Genomic DNA, 14,706 nt, shown 5'->3' with positions numbered 1-14,706 from the left:
ATGTTGGCGCGCGACTGGTACTATACGCAACGGCGGCAGGTCGGTCTCGATACCGCGGTGGCCTCGATCTATGACGTCAGCGAGGACAGCGATGTCCGTGCCCGCCAGGCGCTGACCATGCTCGGCGTCAAGCCGGGCTGGCGGATCGCCGATATCGGCTGCGGCAACGGCGTGCTGGCCACCGAGGCGGCGTTGATGGGCGCCGAGGTCGACGCCATCGACATCTCGCCGGCGATGATCGGGCTTGCCGAAATCTATGCGCGCGACCGCAAGGCGAAGATCCGGACCCAGCCGGCCGGCCTGCTGTCGTTCGCCTACCAACCGAATTCCTACGACCTCATCGTCAGCGAGTTCACGCTGCACCATCTGCCGGACTTCTGGAAGGCGGTGGCGCTGTCGCGAATCTTCAACGCGTTGAAGCCCGGCGCGAACTTCTACCTGCGCGACATGGTGTTCGTCGGCATGCCCGACGGTGTCGATCGCGATGTCGAAGGATGGGCCGACTTCTCGATCAAGAATCACGGCTTCGAGCGCGAAAGCGTGATCACCCATATGCGCGACGAATACTCGACCTTCGGCTGGGTGATGGAGCGCATGCTGACCGAGACCGGTTTCACGCTGGTCTCCGTTGATTACCACGCGCCGCTGCACGGCACCTATCTGCTGCGTAAACCGAAGCCCGACGAACAGATCTAGATCCCGACCGAAACGGAAGCACAAGAAGAACAACAATGAAGCCGGCCGATGTTGGCATCGCCGTCATGGTCGCGGTGATCTGGGGGCTTGCGTTCGTCGCAAGCCGGATCGCGCTCGATGAGTTCTCGCCGGAGCTGATGACGACGCTGCGCTTCGCCATCGCCGCGCTGCCGTGCCTGTTCCTGCGCAAGCCCGGCGTTTCCTGGCCGCTTCTGATCGCGATCAGCTCAACGCTGTTCCTCGGCCAGTTCCTCGCACAGGCCTTTGCGATCGCGCATGGCGTTCCCGTCGGGCTTTCCAGCGTGATCGTGCAGAGCCAGGCGCTTTTCACCATCGCCTTCGCCGCCCTGGCCTTCGGGGAAATCCCGACACGGAGCCAGGCAATCGGCATCGCGATCGCCGCGCTCGGCCTGCTGATGATCTGCGGGACGGTCGGCTACGACTTCAGCGTCGCCGCGTTTGCGATCATCATGATCTGCCCGATCAGCTTCGCGATCGGCAATCTTCTCCTGCGGCAGGCGAACGGCGCGCCGATGTTCGATCTGTTCGCCTGGCTGTGCCTGTCAGCCGCGGTGCCGCTTGCGGTGCTGACCTTGATCACGAACGGCCCGCAGCCGACCTGGCATGCGCTGACCCACATGTCGCTGACCGGGCTCGTCTGCATGCTCTGCCTCGGCGGCATCTCGACCAGCATCGCCTACTGGCTGTGGGGCCGGCTGCTGCGGGATTATCCGGCGGCGCAGGTGGTGCCGTTCGCGCTGCTGGTGCCGTTCGTCGGCTCCGCCGCGTCGAGCATCGTGTTCGGCGAGACATTCGGGCCGCTGCGGCTGGCCGGCATGGTCACCGTGATCGCCGGCATCGCCGTGATGCTGCTGTCGAAGCGGCCAAAAGCTCTGCCGAAAGTCGCGTGAGGGCACCATGTCGAATTCGCTGCTGTTCGCCTTTGTCGTGTTCGCGGTCGTGATGTTCTTCACGCCGGGCCCCAACAACATCATGCTGCTGTCGTCGGGGCTGACCTACGGCTTCCGCCGTACAGTGCCCCACATCGCCGGCATCACGGTCGGCTTCGCCTTCATGGTCGGCGCGGTCGGCGTCGGGCTGGGGACCGTCTTCATCGCCTATCCGGTGCTGCAGACGATCCTGAAATATGGCGGCGTCGCCTACCTGATCTATCTCGCCGCCGTCATCGCCATGGCCGAGCCGCCCTCGGCGGACAAGGACGACAGGGGCGGCCGCGGCCCGATGACGTTCTGGGGCGCCGCCATGTTCCAGTGGATCAATGCCAAGGGCTGGGTGATGGTGATCGGCACCATCACGGCCTATGCGGCAATTGCCGCCTTTCCCTGGAACATCGCGATCCAGGTCGGCCTGAGCCTGATCCTGGGCACGGTGTCCTGCGTCGTCTGGGCGCTGTTCGGGACCGCCCTGCGGCCGATCCTGACCTCGCCCCGGGCGATCCGCGCCTTCAATGTGGTGATGGCCATCCTGCTGCTGGCCTCGCTCTACCCGGTCTTCATGGACGCATGATGCCGCACCGCGCCATGCGAGATGAGGGTTTCCCCTGAGGGGGAAAATGCTCTAGACAACGCCGGAAATTCGCGGGCGCCCGGCGGTTCTGACCTTCCGAAAGCCTGATTCATCGGCCGATTTTGGCCCCCTTCAAACGAGGAAACCACGATGCGAGTTTACTACGATCGCGATGCCGACCTGAACCTGATCAAGGGCAAGAAGGTCGCCATCGTCGGCTACGGCAGCCAGGGCCACGCCCACGCGCTGAACCTGAAGGATTCGGGCGTCAAGGAAGTGGCGATTGCGCTGCGCAAGGGTTCGGCCTCGGCCAAGAAGGCCGAGAACGCCGGCTTCAAGGTGATGGAAGTCGCCGAAGCCGCCAAGTGGGCCGACCTCGTCATGATGCTGACCCCGGACGAGCTGCAGGGCGACATCTATCGCGAGCACCTGCACGACAACATGAAGAAGGGCGCGGCGCTCGTGTTCGCCCACGGCCTCAACGTGCACTTCAACCTGCTCGATCCGCGCGCCGACCTCGACGTGCTGATGATCGCGCCGAAGGGCCCCGGCCACACCGTGCGCTCGGAATACCAGCGTGGCGGCGGCGTGCCCTGCCTGATTGCGATCGCCAAGGATTCGTCGGGCAACGCCCATGACCTCGGCCTCAGCTACGCCTCGGCGATCGGCGGCGGCCGCGCCGGCATCATCGAGACCACCTTCAAGGAAGAGTGCGAGACCGACCTGTTCGGCGAGCAGGTGGTGCTCTGCGGCGGCCTGGTCGAGCTGATCAAGGGCGGCTACGAAACCCTGGTCGAGGCCGGCTACGCGCCCGAGATGGCCTATTTCGAGTGCCTGCACGAAGTGAAGCTGATCGTCGACCTGATCTATGAAGGCGGCATCGCCAACATGAACTACTCGATCTCCAACACCGCCGAATACGGCGAGTACGTCACCGGTCCGCGCATCGTCACGGCCGAGACCAAGGCGGAGATGAAGCGCGTGCTGGCCGACATCCAGGGCGGCAAGTTCGCCCGCGACTGGATGCTGGAGAACAAGGTCAACCAGACCTCGTTCAAGGCGACCCGCGCCAAGCTCGCCGCACACCCGATCGAGGAAGTCGGCGCCAAGCTGCGCGACATGATGCCCTGGATCAAGAAGGGCGCGCTCGTCGACAAGAGCAAGAACTGACAGGCGAGGCCTGTCATTCCGGGGCGGTCCGCAGGACCGAGCCCGGAATCTCGAGATTCCGGGTCCGCCTCTTCGAGGCGCCCCGGAATGACGCTGTGATGAAAAAGGGTGGGCGCGTTGCCCACCCTTTTTCTTTGTCGCAGAGGCGCAGCGGCCGCTAGCCGGCCGCCATCGGCTGCTTCTCGATCCTGTTGTGCAGCTGCCAGAACCGCACCGTGCGCTGCGCGGTTTCCAGCGAGAGCCGGCGGTAATCGCGCTGCGCGATCTCGAGCGTCGCATTGTCGAGCGGCAGCGGCAGCGGCCGGTTGCGCAGGATGCTTTCGACCGTCGGCCAGTTGAGCCGCGCCGAGCGGCACGGGATCAGGATCAGGTCGGAGCGGAGGCCGAGCATCAGGCGTTCGATCATCGCGATCGGCATGTCGTTGAGCACGGCAAGCGCGACCGTGACCTCGTCGAGCTTGCCCCCTTCGGCGAATTTGTAGACGGCCGCATCGTCGAGCTCGTTCAGCTGCTTCATCAGCTTGACCAGCTCTTCGGCGATGCCGTAGTTGCGGCGCGGCGCCGCGGCCTCTTCCTGGGCGATGTCGTTCAGCACCTGGCTGATCTCCTCGCGCGCCCTGGGCGACGCGATCGAGAGCAGGCGGGCGCGCACCGTATCCTTGGCGCGCTGCAGCAGGTCGCGCAGCAGCTTGGCCGGAATGTCGATGCGCAGCCCGAGGATCTCGACCAGCTCGTCGTCGCCTTCGGCGCGGGCGACGATGCTGGAATAGCCGTTGTCGGAGAACTGCGCGCCGGCGTTCTTGGCGAGACGCCGGATCACCTTGTCCTCGCCGCGGTCGATGATCACGTCGGTGACGGAAGGCGGCAGGTTTTCCCGCGCGGAGATCGCGAACAGGTGGTCCTGGCCCTTGCTGCTCGCGATCTCGCGCAGGGCGTCGTTCGAAAGGCGGCTGGAGTGGGTCAGCACGTCGCCGGCGACGCTGATGTCGTCGTCCCAGGCGAGGTGCTGAATCACCTCGAACGGCGCATAGTCGAGCGGGGCGAGCCGCTTGCTGAGCTCGGCCCGCGCACGGGTCTCGACGCGCGCGACCAAGAGGCAGAGCACGTCGTCGAACACCTTGACCTGTTCATCGTTGAGGCGGTCGCCGTCGTTCAGGAACAGATCGGTGACCTGCCGCAGCGTCTGCACACGCTTGGCCGATGTCCCGTCCCGGACCGCATCCTCGAGTTCGGCAATAATCGATTGTGACGCCTGTTGCGCCATCGATGGGCAACCTTGTTTTTGTTGAATGACACCTGTCTGCACACCATGCGGGGCGCGGTCTTACACCTGCGTTAAGGTGGAACCCGGTGCAAATACGGTGTGCGTCGCATCCTTAACAGGCTGCGACCGGACTCGATTCAATGCGCGCTTTCGGCTCGGCGGAAGCTGATGCCGGTGCATTTTAAGAGATCGTTTAGGACGATACGCGCCGCGCGACGGAAAAGATGTCGATCGAGGCGGCACGTCCGCGCAATTGCGTCGAGCCGAGCGGCTCGACGACCAAATCCCGGTCCGGCGGCAGCAGGCGCAGCAAGTCGCCCGATACCAGCAGCGGACGGCCGGCCTCCTTGCAATGCGCCTGCAGCCGCGCCGTGACGTTCACGGTGTCGCCGAAATAGGCGATCTGCCGCCGCGAGTCCCCGCATTCCGCGATGACGACCGGACCGGCATGCATCCCGGCCCTAAACGCGGGCACCACGCCGAACTCCTTGCGATATTGATCGGCCCGCTTGGCGAGGCGATCCTCGATCGCGAACACGCAATCGAGATACCGCCGCCATCGCCCGTCGGCATTGGCCGGCCAGGTCACGATCACTTCGTCGCCGACATAGGCGTGGACTTCGCCGCCGTGCGACACGATCGGCTCGTCGATGTCGAAGAAGAAGCGCGTCAGCAATTCCTGCACGCGCAGCTCGCCCATCGATTCCGCTAGCGTCGTCGAGCCGACCAGGTCGAGGAACAGCAGCACGCGCTCCTCGCGCACCGGCTGCCGATAGCGTCCGAGCACGATGCTGAGCAGCGTGTGCCCGCCGATCATCCGGACCAGCTCGTAGATCGTCGTGATCGGGATCGACAGCAGCAGGCCGACGCCAATGATCTTCAGGAAGGTTTCGCGCATCCACTTGGCTTCGAGCCCATGCCCGTAAAGCACGATTTCCAGCACGATCGCGGCGGCCGCAACGGTGACGGCGAGGATCACAGAGCGGCCGATCAGCTCGACGATGAGTGATTGCCGTCGCAGCCAGCCACCACGTGCGGCCAGATAGAGATGCGTCGCCCAGACGATCACCGTGAGGGCTGCGCCGTCGAGGGCGCTGCGCACATAATTCGAGACGGAGGCCTCGTCGGACTCATCGAACGCATAGCGAAACAGCCCACCGACGAGCAGGCCGAACACCGCCAAGACGATCACAGGCGTCACGGCGCGCCGCATGGTCCCTCCATGCATATGAAATATCCTGCGCGGACCGGGAAGGCCAGCTGCGGCGCGACCGGCGGTGGACGGGATGCATCGCGGCGGCACTCATGTATGCTGCGACGACAGGATCGATCGAACAGGGAAAGTGGCATGACATCGGCTGTCACCACAGGCGCGTGCAGGCTCATGGCCGTTCTGACGGCCGTCTTCATCGCCTTCACCCCGCCGGTTGCCCGCGCCGGCGATCAGAGCGTTGGCGAGCCATCCTGCGACGGCGGCACCTACCAGATGGTCGAATGCCTCAAGGCCAAGACCGCGCAGTGGGACAAGCGGATGAACGTCGCCTACCAGAAGGCGTTGAAGGATGCCGCCGACGACAAGCAGCGCGAACAGCTGCGCACCGCGCAGCGGCTATGGATCCAGTATCGTGACGCCAACTGCCTGTATTACGACCTCGGCGAGGGCACTATCGCCCGGCTCGATGCCGGTGAATGCATGCGCAGCATGACCGAAGCCCGCGCTAAGGAACTGGAGAATCTTGGCCATCAGTGAGCCATCTTCCGGAGTCAGGACCGAGGTCATGACTGATGGAAAGAGCCATGACGAATTGACCCGGCTTGCGGATGAGGCGTTGCGCGCCCAGCCCGGCTGTGAGACCGCGCGCGTGCCGGCGATCGCCGGGCTGCCCGATGCGCAGATCGGACGCAACTGGGAGATTCCGAACGTCGTGCTCGGCGACAGCCTGATCAGCGACGTCGACCGCGCGGTGCTATCGGTTCATCGCCAGCTCGGCCGCAAGTTTCACCTGGTGTAAGGTGGCCCGATCTTAGCTCGCCTGCGCCTGCGCCTGACGTGGCGCGGGCCGGCCGGCCATGCTGATCATCCTGAGCGCGAACACCGCAGCGAGCGGCACGAGGAATAGCGCGTAGAGCGGCATCTCGGGAATCCGCTTGCCGAACGAGACCATGAACTGCAGCAGCAGATAATAGCCGCCGATCAGATGCAGCCTGCGCCAGGCGCGCGGGCCGAGCAGTGCAGCCGTGCGATCGAACGAAGTCGCGGTCAGCGCGATGATGGCGAGATAGCCGATACCGCCGAAGACGTAGGAGACGATCGAGGTCGCGGCCGCAAAGCCGGGCGGATTCAGCATCGCGAAGGCGGCGATCGCGACCGCATGGATGGCGTGCGAGGCCGCGAAGGTGACGCCCAAATAACGGCGGTTGCGGCGCTGCCAGTGCGTCCAGGCGTTCGGCCACAGCCGCGCCAGCGCCGCCGCCGAGAAGGCGAGGCAGAAGAACAAGAGCGAGGTCCGCGCCGTGAAGCGGATCACCATCCGCACGCCCTCGACCTCGAACTGCCGCATGGCGGCGATCCAGATCGAAAGCCCGATCAGGGTGAGCGTGAGCAGGCCAAACAGCCGCCAGCCCTCGAACCAGTTGCGATGCGTCGCCATATCTCGCCTCCCGTTTATGTAATCACCAGTTACATTTCGTGCCCGCGCGCGGTCAATCCGTGTAATCATCGCTTACATTCACAAGCGGGTGATGCTAGAGGATCGCCATGCGCCGCCCCGCCAAAAGCCCGCCCACCGGCCGCCGGCCCGCCAAGCCGCGTCCGGTCGCGACGCGGGCGCAGGCGGCCAGGCCGTATCACCACGGCGATCTCCGCCGGGTCCTGATCGATGCCGCCATGCAACTGGTCGGCGAGGGCGGGCCGGAGGCGGTCAGCGTCCGCGAGGCCGCGCGCCGCGCCGGGGTCTCGCCGGGCGCGCCGTTCCGGCATTTCTTGAGCCGGGACGCGCTGATGAATGCGGTGGCGGAGGAGGCGCAACGCCGCTTTCGCGCCGAGATCGAGGCGGCGTTGGCCGAGGCGCCGTCAGGTGATCCGCTCGGCCGCTTCCGCCATCTCGGGATCGCCTATCTGCGCTGGGCGATGAAGAACCCGACCCATTTCGAGATCATCTCCAGCCGCCGCTTCTTCGACCACGACCGCTCGGCCGCCGTCTCCGGCGACAATGCCGAGTTGATCGGCCTGACCGAGCGCACGCTGGCGGAGGCATTTTCAGCTGGCCAACTCGGGACGCGCGACCTCAGGCAGGTCCAGATCGCCGGCCGCGCGCTGGTCTATGGCTTCGCGCGGATGCACATCGACGGTCATTTGCCGCGCTGGGGTGTCGGCGATGCGGAGGTCGAGCAGATGGCTGCCGACATCGTCGATCTCTTCATCGCGGGTATCGCGAGCCACGCCGCGCCGGCCGCCAAAGTTTAAGGCACGCGCACTGCCTGCCGCGGCCAGGCTTGGGCAGGCAAATTCATTGCGCGTTCATGACGATTCAATTACGGTTTTGTGACGCGGCCCAGACACCGGCTGTGCCGCATGCCTCCTGGCCGTTGCCAGTCAAGGCGGTGGCATTGCGCCGGGTTGTATTGCGTCCCGCCCATGGCGCCCGCGCCTCAGCAGAACTCCTCCGTTGCCGCACTGGCCGGCGGTCTTGCCGCGCTTGGCATCTGGCGGTTGATGGCGGTCGCGGCACCGCATTTCGGCGCGCTGATTCTGATGCTGCGCACCGAGACCGATTTCGGCTCGCGGCTTTGCTTCCTGCTCACCTGGGGAATCCTGAACTTCCTGTTCATCGCGCTGCTGCGCCGGCCGGCGCTGTCGGGCGCGCTGTCGCTGACACTGGTCGTGGTCTTGGTGCTGCTGTCGCGCTTCAAGCACGACGTGGTGCAGATGACCGCGAACTTCGTCGACCTGATGGTGATCGACCGCGACACCGCGGCGTTCCTGCTGACGATCTTCCCGAGCCTGCGCTGGTCGATCATCGGCGCCGGCCTCGTCACGCTGCCCCTGATGTACGCGCTGTGGTGGCTCGATTCGTTCCGCATTCGCCGGCTGCCGGCTGCGGCGGCCTGCCTCGCCTGCACCGCGGCGCTCTCGGGTTATGCCTTCGCCTGGCCGGATGAAGCCTGGCGCGGCTATTACGACGACGGCTACCTCTCGAAGTTCGCGCGCTCCGGCGTCACGGCCGTGTCCGATTTCGTCGCCTACGGCTTTATGGAGTCGGATCCGACCGCGAGCGATCAGCTCAAGATGCCCCTGGTCGATGCCTGTCATCCCGCCGGGCGGCGGCCGAACATCATCATGATCCATGATGAATCGAGTTTCGACATCCGCGCCGCCTCCGGCGTCAAGGTGCCGCCGGGCTATGGCAGCCAGTTCAAGTCCTACGACGGCGTCGCGCGCAAATTCCTTGCCGAGAGCAATGGCGGGCCGAGCTGGTTCACCGAGTACAACGTGCTTGCGGGATTATCCTCGCGCTCGTTCGGCCGGTTCTCCTATTTCGTCACCCGCATCGCATCGGGGCGCGTGGAGCGCGGCCTGCCGTTGGCGCTGCGCCGCTGCGGCTACGACACGCTCTCGCTCTATCCCGCATTCGGCGCCTTCATGAGCGCGCGCAACTTCCAGACCACGACCGGCATCCAGCGCTTCTACGACGCGCATGACCTGCATGCGAAGGATGTCGAGCCCGACAGCTTCTTCTACGACAAGGCGCTGAAGCTGATGGCCGAGCAAAAGACGTCAGGCACGCCGCTGTTCGCCTTCGTCTATCTCGCCGCCAATCATTTCCCCTGGGAAACCAAATTCCGTCCCGAGTTGCTGCCGTCGTGGAAGCGGCCGGGCAATACGCCCGCGGTCGACGAATATCTGCGCCGGCAGGCGATGAGCGCTGGCGACTATGCCGGCTTCGTCGCGGCGCTGAAGAAGAAGTTTCCGGCGCAGCCTTTCCTGATCGTGCGTTACGGCGATCATCAGCCGGAATTCTCGCCGCAGCTGCTCGATCCCGATCTCGACGAGGCCGGCATCGGCAAGAAGCTGATGGATTACGATCCGCGCTATTACGCGACCTACTATGCGATCGACGCCGTCAACTTCGAACCCGTGAAGAGCCCGGCGGTGATGGACACGATCGACGCCGCCTATCTGCCGCTGGTGATTCAGGAAGCCGCGGGCATTCCGCTCGACCCGTCGTTCGAGGAGCAGAAGGCGATCATGCTTCGCTGCAACGGCGCATTCTATTCCTGCAAGGACGGCGCAGAAGCACGCCGCTTCAATCGCCTGTTGATCGACGCGGGGATCATCAAGGGATTGTGAGACGTCGTCATTGCGAGGAGCGTAGCGACGAAGCAATCAATCTTTCCTCGCAAGCGGAGAGGTGGATTGCTGCGCTTCGCTCGCAATGAAGGCGAGAGGCTATTTTCCGCCGACCTTCCCCCACAGCCAGCGCGCCACGGCGTCGGGCGACGATGATGCGTCGTTGCCCGACGCGCGCAAATTCGCCTCGCGCATCCCGGCGATATCGATCTTGCCGAGCAGCGGCCGCAGCGCCGCCTTGAGCGCCTCGTCGTCGCGCCGCTTTGGCGACAGCAGGACGATGGCGTCATAGGGCGGGATGGCGTGCCTGTTGTCCTCGAGCGTGACAAGATCGTATTTCGCGATCAATCCGTCGCTGGTGTAGCCCGCGATCACGTCGACCTCGCCGGAGGCAACAGCCGCATACATGAAATCCGGCTGCATCTGACGCTGGGCGCGGAACGTCAGCCCATAAGCCTTCTGGATGCCGGTCCATTCCGGCCGCGAGAAGAATTCATAGTCTCCGGCGATCGACATCGTCGCCGCGCGTGACGCGAGGTCGGCGATCGAATGGATGCCGAGCTCTTCGGCGCGCTTCCTCGGCATCACCAGCGTATAGGCATTCTCGAAGCCGAGCTCGCCGAACAGCGTGATGTCTTGCTTCGCCAGCGTTGTCTGCAATTCGCCCAACAGCTCGGCGCGGGGCTTGATGTCGGTGTGGTGGAACTGGTTGGCCCACAGCGTTCCGGAATAGTCGACATAGACATCGATATCGCCGGCCGCGAGCGCGTCGAAGATCACGTTGGAGCCGAGGCCGGCGCGGGTCGTGGCCGGAAGGCCCGCCGCCTGTAGCCGCTGCGCGATCAACGCCGACAGCACATATTGCTCGGTAAAAGTCTTGGCGCCGACCACGATGCCCGCATGCGGGCGCGCGATCGCGGGCACCACCGTCGCCGCGATCAGGGCGGCAATACCGAGCCCGCCGAGTGCCGTCCGGATGCGGCTGCGATTCCGCAGGCCGTTCTCGATCAGCGCCAGCAATTGGTCAACCACAAGCGCGAGCACGGCCGCAGCGAAACAGCCGAACAGCACGAACACCCAGTTCTGGGTCTGCAATCCCGCGAAGATGTAGTTGCCGAGGCTGGTCTGGCCGATCGGCGTCGACAAGGTGGCGGTGCCGATTACCCATACCGCCGCGGTGCGGATCCCGGCCATCATCACCGGCAGCGCCAGCGGCAGCTCGACCATGGTGAGCGATTGCCGCGGCGTCATGCCGACGCCCTGGGCGGCTTCCAGCACCGCCGGATCGACCCCGGACAGGCCGGTGATGGTGTTGCGCAACACCGGCAGCATCGAATAGAGCGCGAGCGCCAGCACGGCGGGCAGGAAGCCGAAGGCGGAGAAGCTGAAGCCGAGCCACGCTGCGGTCAACGCGGCGAACGCCAGCAGCAGCGGATAGAACAATGCGAGCAGCGCGAGACCGGGCACGGTCTGCACGATGCTGGCAAGCCCGAGCAACGTCGTGCGCAGCACCGGCCGGTTACGAGCGATGATCGCAAGCGGCAGGCTGATCAGGAGCCCGAGCGCCAGCGCGGCGACGCTGACCCGCACATGATTGCCGAGATAGTCGGGCAGATGGGAAAGCGCCTCGCTCCAGCGCGGATCGGCTGATAGAGTCATGCCGTGTCGCCCCGCGGCAGCAAAGCGCCCAGGCGTTCCGCCTGCCGCCGCGGCGTGCGCATCAGTTCGCCGACATAGCCGTCGGTGCTGGCCGAGAGCTCCACCGGCGTGCCCTGGGCCAGCAGCCTGCCGCCGCGCATCACCGCGACACGATCGGCCAGCAGTAACGCCTCGGTCATGTCGTGGGTGATCATGACCGTGGTCAGGCCGAGCTCGCGGTGCAGCGTTCGATAATCGTCGCCGAGCGCGTCGCGGGTGAGGGGATCAAGCGCGCCGAACGGCTCGTCCATCAGCACGATGCGCGGCTTCGCAGCCAGCGCACGCGCGACGCCTATGCGTTGACGCTGGCCGCCGGAGAGTTCGTGCGGCAAACGCTCGCGATATTGTGAGTTGTCGAGCCGCACAAGGTCGAGCAGTTCATCGACCCGCGCCGAGATCTCCGCCTGCGTCCAGCCGAGCAGATGTGGCGTGATGCCGATGTTGTCGGCGACGGACAGATGCGGAAACAGCCCACCGCTCTGGAAGACATAGCCGATGCGGCGCCGCAGCAGGATCGGGTCGATGCGGCTGACATCCTCACCCTCGACCGCGATCCGGCCGTGATCGGCTTCGATCAGGCGATTGGCGAGCCTCAGCAGCGTCGTCTTGCCGGAGCCCGAGCCGCCGACGATCGCCAGGAATTCACCCTCGGCCACGTCAAGCGAGACGTCGTCGACCGCCACCACGCGACCACTGTCAAAACTCTTGCCGACATGCGCATAGGCAATCAGCGGCGTTGCGGGCATTCCAGGGCGACCTCATGTCTCACCGTCGTTAACGACAGTGATAGCCCATAAATTGGACTTTGACTCGAGGCGCTGGCGCCTGCGCGGTGGTTTCGCAGGCTGTTCCGGTCGAAGCGGATCAGCCCCGTCCGGGGCTGTGAGCACACATCACACTTCGTTCTTGGGTACGTACTTGCCCATGATGCATTTATAGCTCTGCAGGTGCCATTCGTGATACGGCCCCTTGGCGAGCCAATCAGCGATGCCGATCTGCGCATTCACTGCGCAGGCGCCCATGGTGATGCCGGATTGGTCACTGGTGGTGACGACCTTTTCCATGCAGAGTTGAGCATTGCAGAGGATGGCGACGAGCGTAACGAGCATGACGGCCTTTATCAGTGGGGTTAACCCGGTCTGACCCGAATCATGCAGGGTTCATGCCACTATCGGCAGCTCTGGCGTCGCAGCCGACAAGACCGGGAAAGTACGGCCGGAGCGAATCGTCACGGCCGTCAGCGCGTAGCCGCACGCCCGTAGATACGCTATAGTCGCTGCCCAACTACGGCGTGAGATCGGGGCAAGCGAGGAACGTTGCGCGGTCGGGGGCTGCATCGATGATGACGTTACCTGAGTTGGCGGCAGGTGCTTTGGAGAAGTTTCTCGCCACGCATGTCAGCCGCACCTTCGGCGCTTCGCAGGCGCGCTTCGGCGAGCTCCTGCCAGCCGCCGCGCGCATCGCGCTGGAATGCATCGGCAACAGCGACGCGCTCTACCACAATGTCGAGCACACGATGCTGGTCACGCTCGCCGGGCATGACATCATCCGCGGCCGCGCGCTGCACACCCACGTCACCGCCGAAGATTACACCCACACCATCATCGCCTGCCTGACTCACGACATCGGCTATGTGCGCGGTCTTTTGAAAGGCGATGGACCCGATGGCTACGTCATCGATGCCTCCGGCAACAAGGTGGTGCTGCCGCGTGGCTCGTCGGATGCCGGCCTGATGCCGTATCATGTCGACCGCTCGAAGCTTTATGTGCTCGACAGGCTCGAGGCCGTCCTTCCACTCGATCGCGAGCGCGTCGCGCGCAACATCGAGGGTACGCGGTTTCCGGCGCCCAAAGGCCAGCAATATGACGATGAGGCGTCGATCGTCCGGGCGGCCGATTTCATCGGTCAGCTCGGCGATCCCAACTACATCAGGAAGGCCAACGCGCTCTATCACGAGTTCGAGGAGGTCGGCATCAACCGCCAGCTCGGCTATGAGTCGCCGGCCGATATCGTCGACCGCTATCCGCAATTCTACTGGAACATGGTTGCGCCGCACATTCAGGGCGCCATCAACTGCCTGAACATGACGGCAAGCGGCCGCCAGTGGATCGCGAACCTCTATAGCAACGTGTTCCGCGCCGAGCGCGAGGTGACGCTGTCCGGCCCGCAAATCTGACGCCGCGGCCTTTCAGCACGGATTGTGCTGCGTTCCCCAGCCGTTCGCGTGGTGTCCACATTTAGGCCTGCTTCGTCGTTGCACAGTCCATGGAAATCAGCGACCTTGCGCCATGGACCCCTCCAGCGACCGTGTTTTCGACCCTTTCAGCATGATCTCCCGTTTCGCTCAATTGATTGCGGCTGCCGTTCTCTGCTGGCCGGCGCTAGCCGTTGCCGCCGGTCCGGTCTACGACGTCGATCTGTACGCGTTGATGTCCGGCACTTGCCGCAATGTCACCGTCGCCGGCCGCAGCTACACCTGCAAGGCAGTCGCCTATTTCCACACCCTGCGCGGCCGTTCCGAATTCACCGTGGTACTCGACGATCCCGCCGACAAGAACCACATCATCTCGTTCTCCGGCGAGAGCACCGAGCGCACTCAGGACAATCTGTTCGAGCTCGCGGTCGACCGCATGTTGCTGAAGTCGAGCGACCGCCCGCGGGTGGATGGTCTGCCGGTGCCGCTGGTCGAGATGTCGACGGGCTCATGCCGTCAGGTCGGAAGCTTCATCACGCGGCAGGTGTCCACCATCACCTGCGCCGCCGCCGACCAGAACGGCAAGAAATACGAGCTGAGCTTCGAGTCGGACGGCTCGCCGATGACGTTGCGGCGGTTGCGGCAATCGACGCTGCCGTCCGAACGGCAGCGGGCGCGCCAGATCGCGCAGCTCGAATGCCGTCTCAAGGCGCGCGCCGCGCAAGTGCTGCCGCGGGACACGACGGCCTTCATGATCCGCTGCCTCGGTGAGGGCGACGGCAAGCCGGCCGACGAGCAACGATAGCC

General features: G+C 64.8%; 16 protein-coding genes. 10 read left to right on the top strand and 6 right to left on the bottom strand.

Features of this window, described 5'->3' with window-relative positions; genetic code table 11:
- From ACVI1L_RS00905 to ilvC, 4 genes are all read left to right on the top strand, one after another.
- Entirely contained in the window at nucleotides 1-696 is a 696-nt protein-coding gene (locus ACVI1L_RS00905; RefSeq protein WP_028332477.1) for a class I SAM-dependent methyltransferase, read from the top strand.
- Between the two features lie 35 nt (nucleotides 697-731).
- Nucleotides 732-1,607: an EamA family transporter gene (locus ACVI1L_RS00900; RefSeq protein ID WP_057015046.1), complete on the top strand. Its 876-nt coding sequence runs from the start codon at nucleotides 732-734 to the stop codon at nucleotides 1,605-1,607.
- Between the two features lie 7 nt (nucleotides 1,608-1,614).
- Nucleotides 1,615-2,223, top strand: coding sequence for a LysE family translocator (locus tag ACVI1L_RS00895; protein ID WP_057015047.1), 609 nt, complete (start codon nucleotides 1,615-1,617; stop codon nucleotides 2,221-2,223).
- 150 nt (nucleotides 2,224-2,373) lie between these two features.
- Nucleotides 2,374-3,393, top strand: a complete 1,020-nt coding sequence (ilvC, locus tag ACVI1L_RS00890; RefSeq protein ID WP_018272993.1) for a ketol-acid reductoisomerase — start codon at nucleotides 2,374-2,376, stop codon at nucleotides 3,391-3,393.
- A 157-nt stretch (nucleotides 3,394-3,550) separates the two neighbouring features.
- On the opposite strand, the gene ACVI1L_RS00885 is transcribed toward ilvC, so the two are convergent.
- Both ACVI1L_RS00885 and ACVI1L_RS00880 read right to left on the bottom strand, forming a co-directional pair.
- Entirely contained in the window at nucleotides 3,551-4,657 is a 1,107-nt protein-coding gene (locus tag ACVI1L_RS00885) for a DUF2336 domain-containing protein (RefSeq protein WP_253625866.1), read from the bottom strand.
- Between the two features lie 193 nt (nucleotides 4,658-4,850).
- On the bottom strand, nucleotides 4,851-5,870 hold the full coding sequence (locus tag ACVI1L_RS00880; RefSeq protein WP_168857164.1) for an adenylate/guanylate cyclase domain-containing protein: 1,020 nt from the start codon (nucleotides 5,868-5,870) through the stop codon (nucleotides 4,851-4,853).
- Between the two features lie 171 nt (nucleotides 5,871-6,041).
- Here ACVI1L_RS00880 and ACVI1L_RS00875 point away from each other — a divergent pair, with 171 nt between their 5' ends.
- Nucleotides 6,042-6,407, top strand: coding sequence for a lysozyme inhibitor LprI family protein (locus ACVI1L_RS00875; protein WP_456782058.1), 366 nt, complete (start codon nucleotides 6,042-6,044; stop codon nucleotides 6,405-6,407).
- Nucleotides 6,408-6,435: 28 nt separating this feature from the next.
- Nucleotides 6,436-6,669, top strand: coding sequence for a hypothetical protein (locus ACVI1L_RS00870; protein ID WP_456782057.1), 234 nt, complete (start codon nucleotides 6,436-6,438; stop codon nucleotides 6,667-6,669).
- A 12-nt stretch (nucleotides 6,670-6,681) separates the two neighbouring features.
- Here the strand turns inward: ACVI1L_RS00870 and ACVI1L_RS00865 are convergent, their stop codons facing one another.
- A complete protein-coding gene (locus ACVI1L_RS00865; RefSeq protein ID WP_456782056.1) occupies nucleotides 6,682-7,308 on the bottom strand; it encodes a hypothetical protein in 627 nt (208 codons plus the stop codon).
- 107 nt (nucleotides 7,309-7,415) lie between these two features.
- Here ACVI1L_RS00865 and ACVI1L_RS00860 point away from each other — a divergent pair, with 107 nt between their 5' ends.
- Nucleotides 7,416-8,123: a TetR/AcrR family transcriptional regulator gene (locus ACVI1L_RS00860; protein ID WP_456782055.1), complete on the top strand. Its 708-nt coding sequence runs from the start codon at nucleotides 7,416-7,418 to the stop codon at nucleotides 8,121-8,123.
- A gap of 171 nt (nucleotides 8,124-8,294) precedes the next feature.
- Nucleotides 8,295-10,007 (top strand): sulfatase-like hydrolase/transferase, encoded by a 1,713-nt coding sequence (locus tag ACVI1L_RS00855; RefSeq protein ID WP_456782054.1) that lies wholly within the window; start codon nucleotides 8,295-8,297, stop codon nucleotides 10,005-10,007.
- Nucleotides 10,008-10,106: 99 nt separating this feature from the next.
- Here the strand turns inward: ACVI1L_RS00855 and ACVI1L_RS00850 are convergent, their stop codons facing one another.
- The 3 genes from ACVI1L_RS00850 to ACVI1L_RS00840 form a co-directional block, all read right to left on the bottom strand.
- Nucleotides 10,107-11,666 carry a glycine betaine ABC transporter substrate-binding protein gene (locus ACVI1L_RS00850; protein ID WP_456782053.1) on the bottom strand — a complete coding sequence of 520 codons (1,560 nt, stop codon included), beginning with the start codon at nucleotides 11,664-11,666 and terminating at the stop codon, nucleotides 10,107-10,109.
- Nucleotides 11,663-12,451: an ATP-binding cassette domain-containing protein gene (locus ACVI1L_RS00845; RefSeq protein ID WP_168857158.1), complete on the bottom strand. Its 789-nt coding sequence runs from the start codon at nucleotides 12,449-12,451 to the stop codon at nucleotides 11,663-11,665. Before ACVI1L_RS00845 ends, ACVI1L_RS00850 begins: the two co-directional genes overlap by 4 nt.
- Before the next feature lie 147 nt (nucleotides 12,452-12,598).
- Nucleotides 12,599-12,814: a hypothetical protein gene (locus ACVI1L_RS00840; protein WP_016844293.1), complete on the bottom strand. Its 216-nt coding sequence runs from the start codon at nucleotides 12,812-12,814 to the stop codon at nucleotides 12,599-12,601.
- A gap of 230 nt (nucleotides 12,815-13,044) precedes the next feature.
- Here ACVI1L_RS00840 and ACVI1L_RS00835 point away from each other — a divergent pair, with 230 nt between their 5' ends.
- Nucleotides 13,045-13,881, top strand: coding sequence for a metal-dependent phosphohydrolase (locus ACVI1L_RS00835; RefSeq protein ID WP_456782052.1), 837 nt, complete (start codon nucleotides 13,045-13,047; stop codon nucleotides 13,879-13,881).
- Between the two features lie 151 nt (nucleotides 13,882-14,032).
- Complete coding sequence (locus ACVI1L_RS00830) at nucleotides 14,033-14,704, top strand: hypothetical protein (RefSeq protein WP_456782051.1); 672 nt, start codon at nucleotides 14,033-14,035, stop codon at nucleotides 14,702-14,704.
- Nucleotides 14,705-14,706: the final 2 nt, after the last annotated feature.

It is taken from the genome of Bradyrhizobium sp. USDA 4516, assembly GCF_054055915.1.
The sequence above is the reverse complement of the archived record's forward strand: the minus strand, read 5'-3'. Positions and strand labels throughout refer to the sequence as shown.